This window comes from Mycobacterium sp. P4_H6, from assembly GCF_056400845.1.
The window spans coordinates 1-19,200 of the sequence record NZ_JBFUKN010000018.1 but is presented as its reverse complement, the minus strand read 5'-3'; the positions used below and the strand labels follow the sequence as shown (position 1 = coordinate 19,200).

Annotated in this window: 21 protein-coding genes; 11 read left to right on the top strand and 10 right to left on the bottom strand. The window is 67.7% G+C overall.

The window, feature by feature from the left end; all coding sequences use genetic code 11:
- Positions 1-169 precede the first annotated feature (169 nt).
- Positions 170-550, top strand: a complete 381-nt coding sequence (locus AC1DTF_RS09925) for a PH domain-containing protein (RefSeq protein WP_477473959.1) — start codon at positions 170-172, stop codon at positions 548-550.
- Between the two features lie 7 nt (positions 551-557).
- Here AC1DTF_RS09925 and AC1DTF_RS09920 read toward each other — a convergent pair whose 3' ends face one another.
- Together AC1DTF_RS09920 and AC1DTF_RS09915 are read right to left on the bottom strand one after the other, a co-directional pair.
- Positions 558-707: a hypothetical protein gene (locus AC1DTF_RS09920; protein WP_477473958.1), complete on the bottom strand. Its 150-nt coding sequence runs from the start codon at positions 705-707 to the stop codon at positions 558-560.
- 74 nt (positions 708-781) lie between these two features.
- Complete coding sequence (locus AC1DTF_RS09915) at positions 782-1,603, bottom strand: DoxX family protein (protein WP_057166299.1); 822 nt, start codon at positions 1,601-1,603, stop codon at positions 782-784.
- A gap of 178 nt (positions 1,604-1,781) precedes the next feature.
- On the opposite strand from AC1DTF_RS09915, the gene AC1DTF_RS09910 reads away from it, so the two are divergent.
- Together AC1DTF_RS09910 and AC1DTF_RS09905 are read left to right on the top strand one after the other, a co-directional pair.
- Positions 1,782-2,888 carry a PQQ-dependent sugar dehydrogenase gene (locus AC1DTF_RS09910; RefSeq protein WP_442928708.1) on the top strand — a complete coding sequence of 369 codons (1,107 nt, stop codon included), beginning with the start codon at positions 1,782-1,784 and terminating at the stop codon, positions 2,886-2,888.
- A gap of 137 nt (positions 2,889-3,025) precedes the next feature.
- Positions 3,026-4,414, top strand: coding sequence for an HNH endonuclease signature motif containing protein (locus AC1DTF_RS09905; RefSeq protein ID WP_477473957.1), 1,389 nt, complete (start codon positions 3,026-3,028; stop codon positions 4,412-4,414).
- 10 nt (positions 4,415-4,424) lie between these two features.
- Here the strand turns inward: AC1DTF_RS09905 and gatB are convergent, their stop codons facing one another.
- Together gatB and AC1DTF_RS09895 are read right to left on the bottom strand one after the other, a co-directional pair.
- Positions 4,425-5,927 (bottom strand): Asp-tRNA(Asn)/Glu-tRNA(Gln) amidotransferase subunit GatB, encoded by a 1,503-nt coding sequence (gatB, locus tag AC1DTF_RS09900; protein ID WP_477473956.1) that lies wholly within the window; start codon positions 5,925-5,927, stop codon positions 4,425-4,427.
- 16 nt (positions 5,928-5,943) lie between these two features.
- Entirely contained in the window at positions 5,944-6,417 is a 474-nt protein-coding gene (locus AC1DTF_RS09895; RefSeq protein ID WP_057166296.1) for a MarR family winged helix-turn-helix transcriptional regulator, read from the bottom strand.
- Positions 6,418-6,489: 72 nt separating this feature from the next.
- On the opposite strand from AC1DTF_RS09895, the gene AC1DTF_RS09890 reads away from it, so the two are divergent.
- Complete coding sequence (locus AC1DTF_RS09890; RefSeq protein ID WP_477473955.1) at positions 6,490-7,182, top strand: NAD(P)-dependent oxidoreductase; 693 nt, start codon at positions 6,490-6,492, stop codon at positions 7,180-7,182.
- A gap of 7 nt (positions 7,183-7,189) precedes the next feature.
- Here AC1DTF_RS09890 and AC1DTF_RS09885 read toward each other — a convergent pair whose 3' ends face one another.
- The 4 genes from AC1DTF_RS09885 to AC1DTF_RS09870 all read right to left on the bottom strand — a co-directional run bounded on the left by AC1DTF_RS09885 (position 7,190) and on the right by AC1DTF_RS09870 (position 11,327).
- A complete protein-coding gene (locus AC1DTF_RS09885; protein ID WP_477473954.1) occupies positions 7,190-8,197 on the bottom strand; it encodes a hypothetical protein in 1,008 nt (335 codons plus the stop codon).
- 1 nt (position 8,198) lies between these two features.
- Positions 8,199-9,533: a Dyp-type peroxidase gene (locus AC1DTF_RS09880; protein ID WP_057166294.1), complete on the bottom strand. Its 1,335-nt coding sequence runs from the start codon at positions 9,531-9,533 to the stop codon at positions 8,199-8,201.
- Positions 9,530-10,090, bottom strand: a complete 561-nt coding sequence (locus AC1DTF_RS09875) for a hypothetical protein (protein WP_057166293.1) — start codon at positions 10,088-10,090, stop codon at positions 9,530-9,532. The genes AC1DTF_RS09880 and AC1DTF_RS09875 overlap by 4 nt, the downstream gene beginning before the upstream one ends.
- 205 nt (positions 10,091-10,295) lie before the next feature.
- Positions 10,296-11,327 carry an ATP-dependent 6-phosphofructokinase gene (locus AC1DTF_RS09870; RefSeq protein ID WP_057166292.1) on the bottom strand — a complete coding sequence of 344 codons (1,032 nt, stop codon included), beginning with the start codon at positions 11,325-11,327 and terminating at the stop codon, positions 10,296-10,298.
- Between the two features lie 77 nt (positions 11,328-11,404).
- Here AC1DTF_RS09870 and poxB point away from each other — a divergent pair, with 77 nt between their 5' ends.
- Complete coding sequence (gene poxB, locus AC1DTF_RS09865) at positions 11,405-13,135, top strand: ubiquinone-dependent pyruvate dehydrogenase (protein WP_477473953.1); 1,731 nt, start codon at positions 11,405-11,407, stop codon at positions 13,133-13,135.
- Between the two features lie 3 nt (positions 13,136-13,138).
- Here the strand turns inward: poxB and gatA are convergent, their stop codons facing one another.
- Both gatA and gatC read right to left on the bottom strand, forming a co-directional pair.
- Positions 13,139-14,620, bottom strand: a complete 1,482-nt coding sequence (gatA, locus tag AC1DTF_RS09860) for an Asp-tRNA(Asn)/Glu-tRNA(Gln) amidotransferase subunit GatA (RefSeq protein ID WP_477473952.1) — start codon at positions 14,618-14,620, stop codon at positions 13,139-13,141.
- The gene (gene gatC, locus AC1DTF_RS09855) at positions 14,617-14,916 is read right to left on the bottom strand and encodes an Asp-tRNA(Asn)/Glu-tRNA(Gln) amidotransferase subunit GatC (protein WP_057166289.1); all 300 of its coding nucleotides are present in this window, start codon (positions 14,914-14,916) and stop codon (positions 14,617-14,619) included. The genes gatA and gatC overlap by 4 nt, the downstream gene beginning before the upstream one ends.
- Positions 14,917-14,986: 70 nt before the next feature.
- Between gatC and AC1DTF_RS09850 the strand changes: the two genes are divergently transcribed.
- From AC1DTF_RS09850 to AC1DTF_RS09825, 6 genes are all read left to right on the top strand, one after another.
- A complete protein-coding gene (locus AC1DTF_RS09850; RefSeq protein WP_477473951.1) occupies positions 14,987-15,646 on the top strand; it encodes an ACT domain-containing protein in 660 nt (219 codons plus the stop codon).
- 73 nt (positions 15,647-15,719) lie between these two features.
- The gene (locus tag AC1DTF_RS09845) at positions 15,720-16,337 is read left to right on the top strand and encodes a DUF4178 domain-containing protein (protein ID WP_477473950.1); all 618 of its coding nucleotides are present in this window, start codon (positions 15,720-15,722) and stop codon (positions 16,335-16,337) included.
- 8 nt (positions 16,338-16,345) lie between these two features.
- Complete coding sequence (locus AC1DTF_RS09840) at positions 16,346-16,852, top strand: DUF2617 family protein (RefSeq protein ID WP_477473949.1); 507 nt, start codon at positions 16,346-16,348, stop codon at positions 16,850-16,852.
- On the top strand, positions 16,849-17,280 hold the full coding sequence (locus tag AC1DTF_RS09835) for a DUF4247 domain-containing protein (protein ID WP_477473948.1): 432 nt from the start codon (positions 16,849-16,851) through the stop codon (positions 17,278-17,280). The genes AC1DTF_RS09840 and AC1DTF_RS09835 overlap by 4 nt, the downstream gene beginning before the upstream one ends.
- Positions 17,281-17,295: 15 nt before the next feature.
- Entirely contained in the window at positions 17,296-17,760 is a 465-nt protein-coding gene (locus AC1DTF_RS09830; RefSeq protein WP_477473947.1) for a DUF350 domain-containing protein, read from the top strand.
- Positions 17,757-19,200, top strand: a 1,444-nt coding sequence (locus AC1DTF_RS09825; protein ID WP_477473946.1) for a polyamine aminopropyltransferase, incomplete at its 3' end; no start/stop codon positions are given. The genes AC1DTF_RS09830 and AC1DTF_RS09825, both read left to right, overlap by 4 nt.

The following is a 19,200-nucleotide window of genomic DNA, read 5'->3' as shown; positions in this document are numbered from 1 at the left end:
GCTAGCGCGGCATCAACGCGCCAACCAATTACTACGAGCTTGTCCGGGGTGTACATAGACCTTGACGGTAGCCGCCGCACTGCTCAAAGGTCAAATTGCCCATCCAGGATCCAGGCGCCGGCGACGTCCGCCGAAAAGGCGGTCCCACCGGCGGTGAGAAGATGGCGGGGTGAGTGACCCCTCCCCGCTTGTCATCCGCATCTCCCCGATGGCGCACTTCGCGGTGTTCTTTCTGTTCCTCGGGCTGGCGGCGCTGGTGTTCGTGTGGCCGAGCTGGACGCGGGTGCTGTTCCTGATCCCGGTGCTGGTGTCGGCGGCCGTCGTTCGCTACCGCACGGTGGCCGACCGCGAGCAGGTGACCTCGCGGACGCTGCTCCGCAGCCGGACCGTGCCGTGGACCGAGATCGACGGTCTGCGTTTCGACAGGTCCTCCTGGGCCAAGGCCCGGCTCACCGATGGCAGCGAATTGACGCTTCCTGCAGTGACATTCGCGACTCTGCCGCTGCTGACGGCGGTCAGCGGCGGCCGCGTGCCCAACCCCTACGAGTAGCGGGCCTTCACGCCGGTGTGATGCGGCAGTCCGGGTTGAACGTTCGGGTCGTGACCGGCGGATTGGCCGCCAGTAAGGCGGCCGGCCGGATCGGCCTCGCGGTCAGGTTGCCGCCGCAGTTCGGGCAGGCCCGGCCGGTCACGATCACAGCACTCACAGCTGGGACGCAATTCCAGCATCCGACCCCCTCGACGGGTGAGGCCTTGACGGGTGAACTGGCGACTGCGCGGTCTACCCCAGCGGGTTGGCGCCGTTGAGCAGCACCCACATACCGACACCGACGCCGATGCCGAGCAGCAGCGCCAGGAAAGATCCGACGAACGGGCGCCGAGACCAGCCGCGGCCGGCGTCCAGGCCGTAGCGCCCGGGACCGGTCAACGTCAGCGCGGCGGCCACCAGCACCAGAGTTGCCTGATGCTCATGCCCGGTCGGGATGACGAAATCGACGAAGCTGACGCCGGGTTCGGCGGCGATGGACGCGAGCAGCGCGTTGACCAGGTAGGCCAGCGCGGCGGCCGCGGCCAGCGGGGTGAACAGCCCCAGCACCAGCAGCAATCCGGCGGCGACCTGCGCTCCGGCGCCGACATAGGTCAGCAGGCCGGCGTGCTGGTAGCCGAGGTCAGCCAGCGAGCCCTCGAATCCGCTCAGGCCCGCGCCACCCCACCAACCGAAGATCTTCTGCAGGCCGTGCACGATCAGCAGTGCGCCCAGGCCGACCCGCAGCAGCATCAGGCCCAGGTCGGTGGTGCCACGCCGGCCGGCGTGGCGAATCTGCTGTTCAGCGTCGTACGGGCCGATCTCGGTCGGGGCGGCGGGTGCCGCGGCGTACGGGTTGGGCTGCGCCGGAGAGACATAGGGCAGCGGCTCGGGATCGTTGAGCAGCGCGAAGGGCGACTGGTCGGGCTTGGGGCTGCCATCGATGTCATAGCGCGGGATGGCGGTGGTTTCGAAGTCTCCCCCGTAGGTCGACGAGGGAAGGTCTTCTTCGGGGTCGACCAACTGCGCCGACGCCGGCCGTTGCCAGTCGGTCAGGTTCTGAGGTTCAGCGGTCACGAATGCCAGCGTAAGTGCAAGTCACCGCAGAGCAAGGGATTGGCGCGGCGCATTGCGCAGCGTATCCACACCGTTGCCGAGTTGTGACACACCGGCGCATACAACAGGCCTTCGTGGCGCGCACTGCTCGGCGATCCGTAATCTGGCCAGCATGAGACTGGGCGGACCGACGCGGAGCATGCCGGCGCGACTGGCCGCGCTGCTGTGCGCGGCATTGCTGGTCGGTTCGGGCTGCGCGCGGTTCGACGACGCCCAGTCCCAGCCGTTCACCACCCAACCCGCGATGACGCCTCCGCCGCCGACCAAGCCCGAACCGCCACCACCGCTGCCGGCGACGCCGTTCCCCAAGGAGTGCAAGGCCCAGGGCGTCATGCAGGGCTGCCTGGACAGCACCAGCGGGCTGATCATGGGCGGCGACAGCCAGTCGGCACTGGTCGCCGAGCGCACCACCGGTGTGGTGAAAGAGGTGTCGACGAGGGCCGAGCCGATCGTCAAGCTCGTCATCCCGGTCGATCCGACCGGCGACGGCGGACTGCTCGACATCATCAAGTCGCCGACCTACGCCCAGGACCGGCTGATGTACGCCTACATCAGCACGCCCACCGACAACCGTGTCGTGCGCATCGCCGACGGCGATCCGCCCAAGCCGATCCTCACCGGGATCCCGAAGGGCGCGACGGGTAATGCAGGGGCACTGGTGTTCACCAGTCCGACCACCCTGCTGGTGCTGACCGGTGACGCCGGTAACCCGGCGCAGAGCAATGATCCGGGCTCGATGGCCGGCAAGGTGCTGCGCATCGAGCAGCCGACGACCGTCGACCAGGCACCGCAGACCACGGCGCTGTCCGGGATGGGCGCCGGCGGCAGCATGTGCGTGGATCCGGCCGACGGCGCGCTGTATGTCACCGACCGCACCCCGACCGCGGACCGCGTACAGCGGATCACCAAGGACTCCAACGTCTCGACGGTGTGGACCTGGCCGGACCGTCCCGGGGTGGCCGGCTGCGCCGCACTCGACGGCACCGTGCTGGTGAACCTGGTGAACACCAAGCAGACGGTGGCACTGCGGTTGGCGCCCGACACCGGCGCGGTCACCGGCGAGCCCGAGGTCGTACGTCAGGACCAGCACGGCCACGCCTGGGCACTCGCGGTGTCCCCGGACGGCAACATCTGGGGCGCCACGGTGAACAAGACCTCCGGGGACGCCGGGTCGTTCGACGATGTGGTCTTTCCGCTGTTCCCGTCCGGTGGCGGATTCCCCCGCAGTAACGCCGACAAGACGTAACGGGAACGCCCGCCTGCTGGGGTGGATCGCCCGACCAGCCGGCGACTTTCGGGCCCCATCGAGAAACTTTGCTCACTGTGGTCCCACCTGCCACATCTCGGCGATTCTTGTCGGTCTATCGAACTAATGTTCGAAGCATGGATGGCGGTCTGCTCACCGATCTGGTGGCCTTGCTCGACAAGGTCACCAGCATCGGGTTCGACCGCGCCACCCCGGCCGAGTTGCTCAGCTTCGAATCCGCCTTGGAAGATCTCGCCCGACGCATCCCCGCCGTCGAACATCGGCTGCTGGYCGCGCTGACCTTCCAGACCACTCCCGCGGAACTGGGCGCCAAAAGCTGGGCCGAAGTGCTCCAGGTCCGCATGCTGATCTCGTCCCCCGATGCACACCGACGCTTCGCCGAAGCCGACACCCTGGGTCCTCGCCGCTCGGTGACCGGGCAGGCATTGCCGCCGAAGTATCCGCACACCGCAGGCGCCCAAGCCGCCGGGGCGATCACCGCCGAGCACGTGCGCATCATCACCGCCGCAATGGCCGCGATGCCGGCCCACATCGACGCTGCGACCCGTGCCGACGCCGAGGCCACCCTGGCCCAGATCGCTTGTGAACAAACCCCCGAAGCCCTACGCAAAGCCGCCAACCACTTGCTGGACGTCCTCGACCCCGACGGACCCGAACCAAACGACGACGAGGTCGAACAACGCCGCCGCGACCGTCGCGACTGCGTCCTGGGTGAGCAGGACCAGGACGGTATGTCCGAGATGCGGCTGACCATCACCCCGGAGTTCCGGGCCTACCTGGGACCGATCTTCGCCAGATTCGCCGGCAAGGGCATGTGCAACCCGGACAACGACACACCCTGCACCGCGGGCACCCCCAGCCAGGACAAGATCGACACCGACACCCGCACCACCGGGCAACGCCAACATGACGCTCTGATGACACTCGCCCGCGGCACCCTGACCTCAGGGAAACTCGGCGACCACAACGGGCTGCCCGTCACCGTCGTCATCGGGGTCGGCGCTGCCGAACTCGACGCCGGCACCGGCACCGGACACACCGCCGACGGCACCAAGATCCCAACCCGCGATGTCATACGGCTGGCCTCCCACGCCTACCTGTGCCTGACGGTGTTCGACGACGTCACCGGCAAAGTGCTGGATTTCGGGCGCACAAAACGCTGCGCCACCCTCGACCAACGCCTCGTGCTGACCTACTTGCAACGCGGGTGCACCTTCCCCGGCTGCCGGGTCCCCGCCTATGGCTGCCAGGTCCACCACGCCGTCAGAGACTTCGCAAGAAACGGCCAGACGAATATCAACGAACTCGCCCTGGCCTGCGGTGTGCACAACCGGCTCGTCACCGAAGGCGGCTGGAGGACCACCATTGCAGCCGACGGCTCCGTGCACTGGCATCCACCCGCGGCCCTCGACACCGCCGGACCGCGGACAAATCTGTTCCACCATCCAGAGAAGCTGCTGGCCACCACCAGACGCAAAAGCAAAGCTGAAGAACGAGACCCCTGACCGACGTCACTCAGGAGCAGGCGGCTAGCACCAGTTCGCGCACCCGGGCGGCGTCTGCCTGGCCCTTGGTCGCCTTCATCACCGCGCCGACGATCGCGCCTGCGGCCTGCACCTTGCCGCCGCGGATCTTCTCGGCGATATCGGGTTGGGCGGCCAGCGCCTCATCGATGGCGGCCTGGATCAGGGAATCGTCGCGCACCACGACCAGACCGCGGTCGTTCATCACCTGCTCGGGTTCGCCCTCACCGGCCAGCACACCCTCGATGACCTGACGGGCCAACTTGTTCGACAGCTTGCCGTCGTCCACGAGTTTGATCACCGCGGCCACCTGGGTGGGCGTGATCGGCAGAGCCTCGAGTTCGACCCCTTGTTCGTTGGCCTTCTGCACGAGGAAGTTTCCCCACAGGGCGCGGGCGGACTCGCTGGACGCGCCCTGGGCCACGGTCGCGGCCACCAGGTCGATCGCGCCATTGTTGACCAGGTCGCGCATCACCTCATCGGAGATGCCCCACTCCTGCTGAACGCGGTTGCGCACCAACCACGGAAGCTCCGGGATGGTGCCACGCAACCGCTCTACCAGCTCGGCCGACGGCGCCACCGGCTCCAGGTCGGGCTCCGGGAAGTACCGGTAGTCCTGCGCGGTCTCCTTGCTGCGGCCCGCGTTGGTGTGTCCGTCCTCGTGGAAGTGGCGGGTCTCCTGGGTGACGGTGCCACCGGACTTCAGCACCGCCGCCTGACGGCGCATCTCGTAGCGGACCGCGACCTCGACACTCTTGAGCGAGTTGACGTTCTTGGTCTCGGTGCGGGTGCCGAACTCACTGGCGCCCTTGGGTTTCAGTGACAGGTTGGCATCGCAGCGCATCGATCCCTGGTCCATCCGCACATCGGACACATCGAGCCCGCGCAGCAGATCGCGCAGGGCGGTCACGTATGCGCGCGCGATCTCCGGGGCCCGTTCGCCGGTGCCCTCGATGGGCCGGGTGACGATCTCGATCAGCGGCACACCGGCCCGGTTGAAGTCGGCGAGCGAGGTGGTCGCACCGGAGATCCGGCCGGTGTCACTGCCCAGGTGGGTGAGCTTGCCGGTGTCCTCTTCCATGTGCGCGCGTTCGATCTCGATGCGCCAGGTGGTGCCGTCGTCGAGCGGCACGTCCAAGTAGCCGTCGATGGCGATCGGCTCGTCGTACTGGGAGATCTGATAGTTCTTCGGCTGATCGGGATAGAAGTAGTTCTTCCTGGCGAAACGTCCCCAGGGCGCGATGGTGCAGTTGAGGGCCAGCCCGATCCGGATCGCCGATTCGACCGCGGCCTGATTGAGCACCGGCAGTGACCCGGGCAGGCCCAGGCACACCGGGCACACCTGGGTGTTGGGCTCGGCGCCGAACTTGTTGGCGCACGGGCAGAACATCTTGGTGGCGGTGGACAGCTCGACGTGCACTTCCATGCCCATCACGGGGTCGAACTCGGCGATGACGTCGTCGTAGTCGACGAGGTCGGCAGTAGAAGTGGTCATGCCCGCGATTTTAGTGTCAGCCCTCCGCCAGCTTCGGATGCACACCCGGGCTCATGCCCAGACCCGCCGAGATGGTCTGCAGCAGACCCAGCAGCACGGTGCGTTCCTGAGCCGTCAGCGAGGCGGTGATCTCGTCCTCCTGGGCCCGCCCCTGGGCATCCAGATCGGGCAGCAGCTCACGGCCGGCGTCCGTCAGCGTGACGGCGAAGGCCCGGCGGTCATCCGGGTGCGGACGGCGCGCCACCAGGCCTTTGACCTCCAGATCATCGATGACCGTGACCATCGCGTTGCGGTGGATGCCGAGCCGCTGGGAGAGCTGTCGCTGCGACTGTCCGTCGCCGGCGGCGAGCGCCATCAGCACCGCATAGGTGCGCGGACCCACCTCGTAGGGCAGCAGGCGGGTGACGAAGTCGTCGGCGATGTGCACGCCGAGCTGAGACAGCAGGAACGGGATGCGCTGATGCAGCTCGACGATGCCGGGTCCGGTCACCGCCCAAGACTAGCCCGAGAATTGATAGTCATATAGTTTGATAATCACAACCAGTGACTATTGGAGATCATCATGCGCATTGCCGTCTTCGGCGCGAACGGTCAGACCGKTCGGCTGCTGACCCAGCAGGTCCTCGACGCAGGACACGATGCGGTCGCGGTGACGCGCAAGCCCGCCGGGTTTCCACTGTCCGGCGAGCGGCTACGCGTCGCCGAGGCGGACGCCCATCACCCCGCCGATGTCGCAGCCGCCGTCGCGGGTGCTGATGCCGTGATATCGGTGCTCGGCGTGCCGATGGGCCTGCGCCGCATCGACACCTACTCGGTCGCCGCACAGAACATCGTCAAGGCCATGGCGGACAGTGGGATTCGGCGCCTCGTCGCCGTCAGTTCGACCGCGGTGGCCACCTATCCCGGGCGCACCGGAGCGCCGTTGGCCCTGAAATTCGTCGAGCCCGTCCTCAAGACGAGCATCGGCCGGACCACCTACGCCGATCAGCGCGCAATGGAAGCGGTGGTGTCCGCCAGCGGGCTGGACTGGACGGTGGTGCGCCCGTCCGGCCTGTTCGATCTGGACCATGTCACCGAATACGTTGCCGGAGAGGTCGATCCGGTGGGGGCCTTCACCTCACGTACCGACCTTGCGCATTATCTGCTGGCGCTGGCGCAGACATCCGGGCCGAATTCCCGTGTGACGATCTCCACCGTGGCCGATACTCCCACCCTGTGGCAGATGGTCCGGCGCGAGGCCTTCGCGTCGGCGTGAGCGGGAATCACGTCATGGTGGCGACGTTGCGCCAGAAGTTCTGCAGGCTGTCGGTGCCGCCGAACAGGGTGGTGAAGTTCGTGGAGTCGACCAGCACCATGTGACCCGCCCGTGCCCCGGTCGGTGGCATCGAGATCAATGCGTTGAACTCCGTATGGCCGGCCGCGGTGAAGGGGTGGGGCCGATTGGGGTCGACGCGCTGCTTGCCGAGCACCACCAGATCCGCGCTTTCGGGGGCGGTCAGTTCGTAGTGCGGCAGGTGCGGGTGGAAGTTGAAGGTGGTGACGTCGGCCAGCAGGCCGGTCCCGTCGAGATCGTGAAACGCGGTCAGCGGCGCGATCTGGTTGGTGGTGCCGTCGACGACGGCCGGGCGCAGCCCCCAGGTGTTGTGCACCGGTACCTGCAGCGCCGCCATCAGGGAGCGGGTGTACTGGCTGAAACGCTGCTGCCGGGGCACCAGCCGGTCGCCGTGGTGCAGGTACTCGACCTGGCGCTGGTCGTAGTCGTCGGTGAATCCCACGTCATGGTGCGGGGCCAGCACCAGGCAGGTGCCCTCCCGTTGCAGCCATTGGTTGATCGCGGCGATCTCGTCGGGGTCGGCGTCCTGCGCCGACGGCAGATGGTCGAGCCCGAACACCATCAGGGTGTCGGTGTCGGCCAGGATGCGTTCGTCGATCGGTAGCCGGTAGCCGGCCTGGTCGATTCGCTGGAACACCGCCACTGGATGCCCGGTGGCTTCCTCGGCCAGCGCCTGGAACGCCAGCGTGGACCGGTGGAAGAGTTCGAGCGTGCCCGGGATGCCTTGCAGGAAGTTCGCCGCGTCGTATTCGGGTGTCTCGTAGGCCGGCCACAGCACATTGCGGACTTCGGTGATGGTCGAGAACCGGTTCGCCATGGCCGCCGGATCGCGTTGCGCCTCCCAGGGATAACTCCACGTCCAGTAGATGCTGATCCGGCGGCGCCCGTTGTGCGGTCGCGGCACATGGGATTGGTTGTAGGTGCGCGCAGCGGTCATGTCACTCTCCCGTGTCCAGTGCCGCCAGGTACCTCATCGCCGACATGCCCGGCAGAAAGAAGTACGCCCCTCCGGTGAGGGTGGTGAACGCCGGCAGGCCCTTATGGACCTTGCGGATCGGCCGGTTGGGGACGGTGAAATCCAGCGTGCCGTCCTGGGTCCCGGCGATCGGATCGTGCTCATTGCCCAACTCGTGGAATGCCTTGTCATTGATCCAGACGTTTTGCGCGAATTCGAACTGGCGCACCAGATCTGCACAGATGATGAACGCCGCGATACCGCGCTCGACACCGTCATCGGGTGCGCCGTCGGGTAGCGCCGGACCGTAGGTGGCGCCGCGCCGGATCATCCGGCGACGGTTCATGTAATGCGCAGTGTCACGCGGGTTGAGCCTGCGGGCGTGCGAACCCAGCGGGCAGGCGTACCCGTGCGGATCCATCTCCTTGTAGTTGAAATCGTTGTTGCGCATCGGGTCGGCACCCAACTCCGGATCGTCGTGCTCGGGTGCCAGCACCAGTGGTGCGCCGCTGCGCCAGCGGCCCATGAACTTGGCGGCCAGCAGTTCCTGCTCCTCGGGCGTCTCGGCGTGATCGCTCAGATACTCGCGAAACGTTCCGACGTGCTCCTGCAGCCTGCGGTAGGCCATGAAACTTCCGTTGCGCGACAAGATCTCGGGCTGAGGAAGATTCGCGACCGGACCGTTCTCGTCGGGATATCCGAGGATGAACTCGCCGGCTTCCAGCGCGTCGCCCGATCCCGGTGTCGGTTCCTCGCCGGAGCCCTTCATGACCGGCTGGGACAGCCGGTCCCGGAAGCCGAAATGATCGTGGGCGTAGTTGAACGGCGGCGAGGCGTTCAGGTCGAGGTAGGACAGGCTGCGCACACCCTCGGTGCGCGCCAACAGTTTGTCGTGTTCTTCGATCGAGCGGGCGCACTGCTCGTCGGTGCGGGAGAACAGGATCGCAATGGCGTGCACATCGTCGCCGGCCAGCCCGCCGACCCAGTGTTCGGGTGCGCACGTACCGGTGTCACCGAGGATGGCGGCCCTGCCGGCCATCCCCTCGCGGAACGCGTCGGGGAAGGTGGCCAGCGATTCCTCGGGCACGCCGAGTGCGCGCAGGCCGGTCCAGGTGAACGCGAGGGTGACCCAGCGGTCCGATTCGTCCATGGTCGATGTGGCGTCGGATGCGGACTGCACCCGATCGAGCAATGCCGTCAGCCAGGCGCGTCCACCGGCCGGGGTATCGAACGTCAGGAACTCGTAACGCCCGGTGATCGCCGGCGTCCTGGTCAGCAGGATGTGCTGGATATCGTCGAATTCGAGCGTTGTGGTCACTGCATCTGGTCGAGCATGTCCGAGAAGGCGGCCTTGAGTTTCAGTGCCTTCTTGATCTCGTCGGCGGTCACGTAGGGGTATTCGCCGTATTCCAGGAAGCTCGGCTGCTGGTGGTCGCGGACGAACTTGATGAAGGCCTCGGGGTTCTCCTTCCAGTCCTCGGGGAAGCCTTCGAGTTGGGTGAAAATGGTGGTGATGCCGGTCGCACTGAACAACTGGACGGCATCCTCGGTGTATTTGTCGAAGTCGGTGTCGAAGATGCCCATGTACTGGAAGTGCAGGCCGGAACCGATGTCGAAGAGATTCCACCGCAGGTAGTGCAACTTCAGCGGCGCCAATGCCTCCGGGCTCGCCGCGATGGTCTCCTCGATCGTCTTGCCGTAGGCGCGGACCGCCTCCTCGCGGCCCTCTTTCACCTTCGCGATGATCGAGAAGCCGTGGCACGCGGGCGTCCTGGGGTAGACCGGACCGTACCTTCCGCGTTCCAGCTCAAAATAGCCCTCTTTGGGGATGGCCATCGCTGCCGGCTTGGTCCAGTCGTCATTCCCTGCCGCCATGTCGACACCTTTCCCGATTCGGTGTCTCGGACGCTACACCCGGAGACCCGTTCCGGCGCGCGAACTGCAAGAGGTGAAATCACTGATCCGCCTGCGGCTTAGGCGATTTCGATGCGGCCGGGGCTCGCCGGGAAAAAGTAAGGACGACTAACTTGGTTGCCGCCTTTGCAAACATCGGGAAGCGCGAAGCGCGGACCAGCCGCGGCTACCCGAAGAACTCCGCGGCATCGTCATAGCGGCTTTGCGGGACGAGCTTGAGCTGACGCACGGCGTCGGCCAGCGGGACCCGGCCGATTTCCTGTCCGCGCAGCGACACCATCATCCCGTACTCACCCGCGTGCGCGGCGTCGGCGGCGTTGACGCCGAATCGGGTGGCCAGCACCCGGTCATACGGCGTCGGGGTACCGCCACGCTGCACGTGGCCGAGCACCGTGACCCGCACTTCCTTGTTGATCCGCTTCTCGATCTCGACGCCGAGCTGGTGTGCCACACCGGTGAACTTCTCGTGCCCGAACTCGTCGGTACCGCCCTGCTTGAGCTGCATCGAACCCTCCGCAGGCTTGGCACCCTCGGCCACCACACAGATGAAGTGCGAATCACCGCGCACGAAGCGCTGTTTGACCAGCCGGCACACTTCCTCCACGTCGAAAGGTTGCTCGGGGATCAGCGTCATGTGCGCCCCCGAGGCCAGGCCGGCGTTGAGCGCGATCCACCCGGCGTGGCGGCCCATCACCTCGACCAGCATCACCCGCTGATGCGATTCGGCGGTGCTGTGCAGCCGGTCGATGGCGTCGGTCGCGACGTGCAGGGCGGTGTCATGGCCGAAAGTGACGTCGGTGCAATCGATATCGTTGTCGATGGTCTTGGGCACCCCGACCACCGGGACGTTCTCCTCGGACAGCCAGTGCGCCGCGGTCAGCGTGCCCTCGCCGCCGATGGGAATCAGGACGTCGATCCCGTTGTCTTCGAGGGTCTGCTTGATCTGGTCCAGACCGGCGCGCAGCTTGTCCGGGTTGACACGCGCGGTGCCCAGCATGGTGCCGCCCTTGGCGAGCAGCCGGTCATTGCGGTCGTCGTTCGACAGCTGGATGCGGCGGTCCTCCAACAAACCGCGCCAGCCGTCCTGGAAACCCACCACCGACGAGCCGTACCGCACCGCACTGGTGCGCACCACCGCGCGGATCACCGCATTCAGGCCAGGACAGTCACCGCCACCTGTGAGAACACCAATACGCATGGGTTAGATCCTGCCAGCTTCGTCCAGTCCGGGCTCGCCCACAGCGAAAGTGGAGCTCAGCGTCTTAGGGTTGAGGTATGACCACCTTCGCCGATCACGTCATCTCGACACTGCAGGCCAGTGGGATCACCCGCGTCTACGGGCTGCCCGGAGACAGTCTCAACGGGCTGACCGACGCCATCCGGCGTGCCGACGGCTTCACCTGGGAACACGTTCGCCACGAGGAGGCGGCCGGTTTCGCCGCGGCCGGCGATGCCGCCCTGACCGGACAACTCGCGGTCTGCGCGGGCAGTTGCGGGCCGGGCAACCTGCACCTGATCAACGGGCTCTTCGACGCCCAGCGCAGCCGGGTGCCGGTGCTGGCCATCGCGGCGCACATCCCGCAGTCCGAGATCGGCTCGGAGTACTTCCAGGAGACCCGGCCGCAGGAACTGTTCCGCGAGTGCAGCGTGTACTGCGAGCTGGTCACCACACCGGAGGCCGCGCCACGGGTGCTGCAGATGGCCATGCGTGCCGCCRTCGAGGAGAACGGGGTGGCCGTCGTCGTCATCCCCGGCGAGGTGTTCCTGCACAAGGTCAGCGACCTGAGGGTCACTCCCGTGCTGCCCACCCGCTCGATCTGCCGGCCTGCCGATGATGAATTGCGCAAGGCCGCAACCATTCTCAACAACTCCAGCAAGATCACCATCCTGGCGGGCGCCGGTGTCGAGGGCGCCCACGACGAGCTGGTGACCTTGGCCGGCACCGTGCAGGCGCCGGTGGTGCACGCGCTGCGCGGCAAGGAGTTCGTCGAATACGACAATCCGTACGACGTCGGGATGACGGGCCTGCTCGGATTCGCCTCCGGCTACAAGGCCATCAAGGAGGCCGAGGTGCTGCTCATGCTGGGCACCGACTTCCCGTACCGGCAGTTCTATCCCGAGCGCGCCACCGTCATCCAGGTGGACATCCGCGGCCGCAACCTGGGCCGGCGCACCCCCATCGACCTCGGTCTGGTCGGCTCCGTCGGCGACACCTTGGCCGCCTTGCAGCCGCTGCTCACCGCCAAGAACGACCGCACGCATCTGGACCGGTCGCTGACGCACTACCGCAAGACCCGGCGCCGGCTCGACGAGCTCGCCGTCAACGACCGCGACAAAACCCCCATTCGGCCGGAATACCTTGCCGCCGCGGCCGATCGGCTGGCCGACGACGATGCGGTGTTCACCGTCGACGTCGGATCACCGGTGGTGTGGGCGGCGCGCTACCTGACGATGAACGGGCGCAGGCGCCTGCTGGGCTCGTTCAACCACGGCACCATGGCGTGTGCGCTGCCGCTGGCCATCGGCGCCCAGACCGTGGACCGCGACCGGCAGGTGGTGGCCTTCGCCGGCGACGGCGGACTGACCATGCTGTTCGGTGAGCTGATCACCCTGAGCCAGAACCGGCTGCCGGTGAAGGTGATCGTGTTCAACAACTCGTCGCTGAACTTCGTGGAACTGGAGATGAAGGCGGCTGGCATCGTGACCTTCGGCACCGATCTGCACAATCCCGACTTCGCGGCCGTCGCGCGGTCACTGGGGCTCTTCGGCCGACGTGTGGAACAGCCAGGTGACCTCGAGTCCGCGCTCACCGAGGCGTTCGCCCACGACGGCCCGGCGGTGATCGACGTGGTGACCGCGCGTCAGGAGCTGTCCATTCCGCCGGCCATCACCGTCGAACAGGCCAAGGGCTTCTCGCTGTACGCGATCCGGACCATCCTGGCCGGACGGTCCGACGAGCTGCTGGATCTGGTCAGCACCAATGTGGCGCGCCGCATCCTGGACTGACGGCTACAGCGCGGTGGGCAGCGCTCCCCGCGCCGTTTCGTAGGCCGCACCGACCCGGTAGAGCCGGTCATCGGCCAGCGCCGGCGCCATGATCTGCAGACCGACGGGCAGGTTGTCCTCGGCCGCCAGACCCGAGGGCACCGACATACCGCAGTGCCCGGCCAGGTTCAGCGGCAACGTGCACAGGTCGAACAGGTACATGGCCAGCGGATCGTCGACCTTCTCCCCCAGCCGGAAGGCTGTGGTCGGCGTCGCGGGGGAAACCAGCACGTCGACCTTCTGGTAGGCCTCGTCGAGGTCGCGGGCGATCAGGGTGCGGACCTTCTGCGCCTGGTTGTAGTAGGCGTCGTAGTACCCGGCCGACAGGGCGTAGGTGCCGATCATGATGCGGCGCTTGACTTCCGGGCCGAATCCGGCCGCGCGGGTCAAGGCCATCACCTCTTCGGCACTGTGCGTGCCGTCGTCGCCGACGCGCAGCCCGAACCGCATCGCATCGAACCGGGCGAGGTTGGAGGACACCTCCGAGGGCAGGATCAGGTAGTAGGCCGCCATCGCATGATCGAAGTGCGGGCAGTCCACCTCGGTCACCTCGGCGCCGAGCGCGGTGAGCTGGTCGACGGCGGTGTTGAACGAGGCGAGCACGCCGGGCTGATACCCATCGCCGCGCAGCTGCTTCACCACGCCGATGCGCACGCCCTTGAGGTCACCGTTCGCGCCCGCACGGGCGGCTGCCACGACATCGGGCACCGGGGCGTCCACCGAGGTGGAGTCCCGCACGTCATGGCCCGCGATGACCTGATGCAGCAGCGCGGTGTCGAGCACGGTGCGCGCGCACGGCCCGCCCTGGTCCAGCGAGGACGCGCAGGCGACCAGACCGTAGCGGCTGACCGTGCCGTAGGTCGGCTTCACGCCGACGGTCGCGGTGAGGGCGGCGGGCTGGCGGATCGAGCCGCCGGTGTCGGTGCCGATTGCCAGCGGCGCCTGGAAGGCCGCCAGGGCGGCGGCGCTGCCACCACCGGAGCCGCCGGGCACCCGGTCGGTGTCCCACGGGTTACGGGTCGGGCCGTAGGCCGAGTTCTCCGTCGAGCTGCCCATGGCGAACTCGTCCATGTTGGTCTTGCCGAGGATCGGGATGCCGGCCGCGCGCAGCCGCGCGGTCACCGTTGCGTCGTACGGCGGGTGCCAGCCCTCCAGGATCTTCGACCCGCAGGTGGTCGGCATGTCCGTGGTGGTGAACACATCCTTGAGTGCCAGCGGCACACCCGCCAGCGGCGACGGCAGCTGCTCACCGGCGGCCACCTTGGCGTCGATCTCGGCGGCCGCGGCGAGCGCCTTGTCCCCCGCGACGTGCAGGAAGGCGTGGTAGCGCTCGTCGGTGGCGGCGATCTGGTCCAGGTGGGCCTGGGTGACCTCGGTCGAGGACACCTCCTTGGCGGCGATGCGGGCGCCGAGGGTCGCGGCGTCCTCGCGAATCAGCTCGCTCACTCTGCCTCCCCCAGAATCCTGGGCACGGCGAACCGGCCGTCCTCGGCGCGCGGCGCGGCGGCGAGCGCCTCGTCCTGCGTCAGCCCGGGCACCACGGCGTCCGGACGGGTGACATTGAGAACCTTGAGGGGGTTGTCCGTGGCTTCGACGCCGGTGACGTCGACGGATTGGATCTGGCCGACGTGGGCCAGGATGGCGTCGAGCTGGCCTGCGAAGCTGTCCAGCTCACCGTCGGTCAGGGCGAGCCGGGCCAGCCGCGCCAGGTGCGCTACCTCGTCCCGGGAAATCTGTGACACGACTGCAAAGCCTAGTCACCCTGCATTCCCCGGGTCGCTGCGCCCCGACCCCTGTGACATCGTGTTGGCCGTGCCGTCATATCTGCTGCGGGTCCAGCTGGAGGACCGACCGGGCAGCCTCGGCTCGCTGGCCGTCGCGCTCGGTTCGGTGGGCGCCGACATCCTGTCCCTCGACGTCGTCGAGCGCGGTGCCGGTTACGCCATCGACGATCTGGTGGTCGAACTGCCGCCCGGCGCCATGCCCGACTCCCTGATCACCGCCGCCGAGCACATCAAGGGTGTGTACGTCGACAGCGTGCGCCCGCACACCGGCCTGCTGGAAGCCCACCGTGAGCTCGAGCTCATCGACCACATCGCCGCGGCGCGTGGCCGGACCGACAAACTGCACGTGCTCGCCCAGGACGCCCCGCGGGTGCTGCGGGTCAGCTGGTGCACCGTGGTCCGGTCCACCGGCGACGGTGTCGAGCGGGTCGCGGGCAGCTCGGGCGCCCCGGAGACCCAAGCCACCGCCGCCCCGTGGCTTCCGCTGGAACACGCCGAGGCGCTGGACGCGACCGCGGACTGGGTGCCGCAGGTGTGGCGCGATATCGACACCGCACTGGCCGCGGCCCCGCTCGGTGATCCGCTCACCGCGGTCGTGCTCGGCCGTGCCGGCGGCCCGGCGTTCCGTCCGTCGGAGGTGGCCCGATTGGGCTATCTCGCGGGCATCGTGGCGACGATCCTTCGCTGATAAAGCTGAGAAGGCGCTGTGAGCGAGGCTGTACGGTGGAAATCTGGCAGTCGAACACGATGAAAGGTGTTGCGTGGGGGAACTACTGATCGTCCTCGCCATCGTTGCGCTCGCGGCGGGCGTCATCGTCTTCCTCGTCGCCCGCAACCGCCCGAAGCAGCCCAAGAAACCCGCGGCCCGACAGGACCCGTTGCGATTCGCTTCCCAAACAGAGGCTTTCGGCCCGCGGCAACTGGGCCCGGGTGCCATCGTCAGCTACGGCGGCACCGACTATGTGGTGCGCGGCTCGGTCACCCTGCGCGAGGGTCCGTTCGTCTGGTGGGAGCACCTGCTCGAAGGGAAAGCCGACGAGCCGCCGGTCTGGTTCAGCGTCGAAGAGGACGAGGGCCGTCTCGAGTTGGTGTGGTGGCACAAGCGCACCGGCTTGCCCGCCGAGCCGGGTAGCAGCATCGAGGTCGACGGCGTGTCGTTCACCGTCGACGAGAACGGCCGCGCGTCCTACACCACCGAAGGCACCACCGGACTGCCCGCGGGCGGCGACATGGATTACGTCGACTACAGCGCCAATGGCGGTACCGCCCTGCTCGGTTATGAGCGCTGGGCGCCCACCATGGCGTGGGAGGTCTCCTACGGCACGCCGGTGCGCGCCGGAGAACTGACCGTCTACCCGGCCCCGCCGGCCGGCTCCTAGGTACCGCGTTGCCGTTGCACCGTCTCAGCGTGGTTCCCGCCGATGTCAGCGGCGCGAGTCTGCGGTTGACGCTGAACGCCGCGGCCCCGGCGCCGCTGGCGGCCTGCACGCTGCGCCATCCCGACGGCGCCGATCTGGTCCTCGGGGTGCTCGGCGCGTCCCACGTCGTCACGGTGGCCGGGTTTTCCGAGCAGGTGTCCTGCACCGAGCACGACACCAGTTCGGCGCTACCGGACTCCGCGCAGGCACCCGGTTACGCGCTGAAGTCCGAGATCGCCGGCCACGACGAGACCACCTTCCGCCGGATCGCCGCCGACCTGCGGCACCGCTGCGAACACGAGACCGGTTGGCTGGGCGGCAGCTTCCCTGGTGACGAGGCCGCACTCACGGCGTTGTGCGCAACCCCCGACGGACCCGGCTGGCACTGGCAGACCTGGCACCTGTACCCCGCCGACCGCGGGGTTGCCCCAGGTGGCGGAACCATTGTGCACACCGACAGCAGGTGGCGGCCATGAGCCGCAACGCGCTGTTCGGGCTTGCCGCAGCACTGGGGGTGCTCGGCGCCGTCCTGCTGGTTTCCGGAATGCTGTTGCTGAACAAGGATGTTCGCAGTCACGTGGGCGAGAACTACCGGCAGTACTCGGCGGACGGCGRTGACGGTCGCTACGAGTGCAGCGGGTCCCCGAAGTCGGTGGCCGACAACATCGCGTCCTACGACGCACCGGAGTCACGCGCTTCCGACCGCGGCAGTGAGTATTTGCGCTATCCCGATGACATCGTCATCGTCGGACCGGACGGACAGTATCCGTGCAGCGTCCGGGTCGAGGACATCAATTCCCGCTACAGCGGTGGCGGATTCATTTTCCTGGGTCCGGGATTCACCCCGGGCTCACCAGCGGGCGGTTCGGGCGGCAGCTCCGGCGGACCCGGCGGAACGAAGTAAGAGCAGGAGACACCGATGGACACGTCATATCTTGCACTCGAGTTCGGCACGGTCGACGGCGGCGCACTGACCCAGAACGTGGTCGCGGCAGTGCTGTACTTCGTCGTCGGGATCGTGGTGTTCGGCGCCGGATTCGTGATGACCGATGTGCTGACGCCCGGCAGCCTGCGCGAGCTGGTGTTCGTGCAGCACCGCCCGAATGCGGTCGCGGTGGCGTGTGGCATGTACGGGGCGCTGTCGTTGGTGACCGCCGTGGCGATCATCGCGAGCTCGGCCGAGCTGGGCCAGGGACTGGTCGACGCGCTTGTCTACGGACTGGTCGGGGTGGTGCTACAGGGCATCACGCTGCTGGTGCTGGAGGCTTTGGTGCCGGGACGTTTTCGCGACCTGATCGGCGATGAGAAGCTGCACCCGGGCGCCGTCGCGACCGCGGTGATCCTGCTGGCCGTCGGAGGGGTGAACGCAGCCGCGCTGTCATGACGGGCACCACGCGCTGGCGGGCACTGCTGCTGGCCGCGGTGGCGGCCTGTGCGGCATGCGGGCTCATCTACGAACTCGCCCTGCTGACGCTGTCGGCCAGTCTGCACGGCGGCGGTATCGTCGCCACCTCACTGATCGTCGCGGGTTATGTCGCGGCGCTCGGCGCCGGCGCACTGTTGGTCAAACCGTTGCTCGGGCACGCCGCCATCACGTTCATCGCCGTCGAGACCCTGCTCGGGGTGATCGGCGGATTATCCGCTGCGGCAATGTATGTGGCTTTCTCCTTCATCGGCGGTTCGCTGTGGGTGCTGGTGCTGGGCACCGCGGTGATCGGCGCGTTGGTGGGTGCCGAGGTGCCGCTGTTGATGACGTTGTTGCAGCGGGGCCGGACCGCGGGTGCGGCCGATGCCGGCCGGGTGCTGGCCAACCTGAACGCCGCGGACTATCTGGGTGCACTGATCGGCGGTCTGGCCTGGCCGTTCCTGGTGCTGCCGCAGCTCGGGATGATCCGCGGCGCCGCGGTCACCGGGATGATCAACCTGACCGCGGCGGCCATCGTGGCGGTGTTCCTGCTGCGCACCGTCATCAGCCGCCGCCAACTCAACTCGGCGCTGGCCGTGCTCACCGCCGCCGCACTCGGGCTGACCGCACTGATCGTGGCCTCCGACGGCATCCAGAGCACCACCCGTCAGCGGCTGTACGCCGATCCGATCATCGCCTATCAGCAATCCTCCTACCAGGAGATCGTGGTCACCCGGCGTGGTACCGACACCCGGTTGTATCTCGATGGCGGACTGCAGTTCTCGACGCGCGACGAATACCGCTACACCGAGAGTCTGGTGTACCCCGCGCTCGGCGACGACGCGCGTTCGGTACTCATCCTCGGCGGCGGTGACGGTCTGGCGGCCCGCGAGCTGCTGCGGATGCCCCAGGTGCAGCAGATCGTTCAGGTGGAACTCGATCCGGCCGTGATCGCGTTGGCACGCGGACCCCTGCGCGCCGCCAATGCCGGTGCGCTGGACGACCCGCGGGTGCAGGTGGTGGTCGATGACGCCATGACCTGGTTGCGCAAACCCTCGGTGCTGCCCGAGGGCGGGTTCGACGCGGTGATCATCGACCTGCCCGACCCGGACAATCCGGTGCTGGGCCGGTTGTATTCGCTCGAGTTCTACGCGCTGGTGACCCGGGTGCTGGCGGTCGACGGGTTGGTGGTGGTGCAGTCGGGTAGCCCGTTCTCGACTCCGAATGCGTTCTGGCGCACGGTGTCCACCCTGGGGTCGGCGGGGTTCGCGGTGACTCCGTATCACGTGCACGTGCCGACCTTCGGCGACTGGGGTTTTGCGCTGGCCCGCCGCGGGGCTTCGGCGCCGACGCCCACGATTCCCGAAGGCGCTCCCCCGCTGCGGTTTCTGACCCAGCAGGTGCTCGATGCGGCGACGG

Excerpts from the sequence above, each read along its gene's own strand:
- AC1DTF_RS09910 (WP_442928708.1), top strand. The coding sequence starts at position 1,782 with ATGCCGGCGCGACTGGCCGCGCTGCTGTGCGCGGCATTGCTGGTCGGT.
- gatB (WP_477473956.1), bottom strand. The coding sequence starts at position 5,927 with ATGACCACTTCTACTGCCGACCTCGTCGACTACGACGACGTCATCGCC.
- AC1DTF_RS09885 (WP_477473954.1), bottom strand. The coding sequence starts at position 8,197 with ATGACCGCTGCGCGCACCTACAACCAATCCCATGTGCCGCGACCGCAC.
- AC1DTF_RS09875 (WP_057166293.1), bottom strand. The coding sequence starts at position 10,090 with ATGGCGGCAGGGAATGACGACTGGACCAAGCCGGCAGCGATGGCCATC.
- AC1DTF_RS09870 (WP_057166292.1), bottom strand. The coding sequence starts at position 11,327 with ATGCGTATTGGTGTTCTCACAGGTGGCGGTGACTGTCCTGGCCTGAAT.
- AC1DTF_RS09830 (WP_477473947.1), top strand. The coding sequence starts at position 17,296 with ATGGACACGTCATATCTTGCACTCGAGTTCGGCACGGTCGACGGCGGC.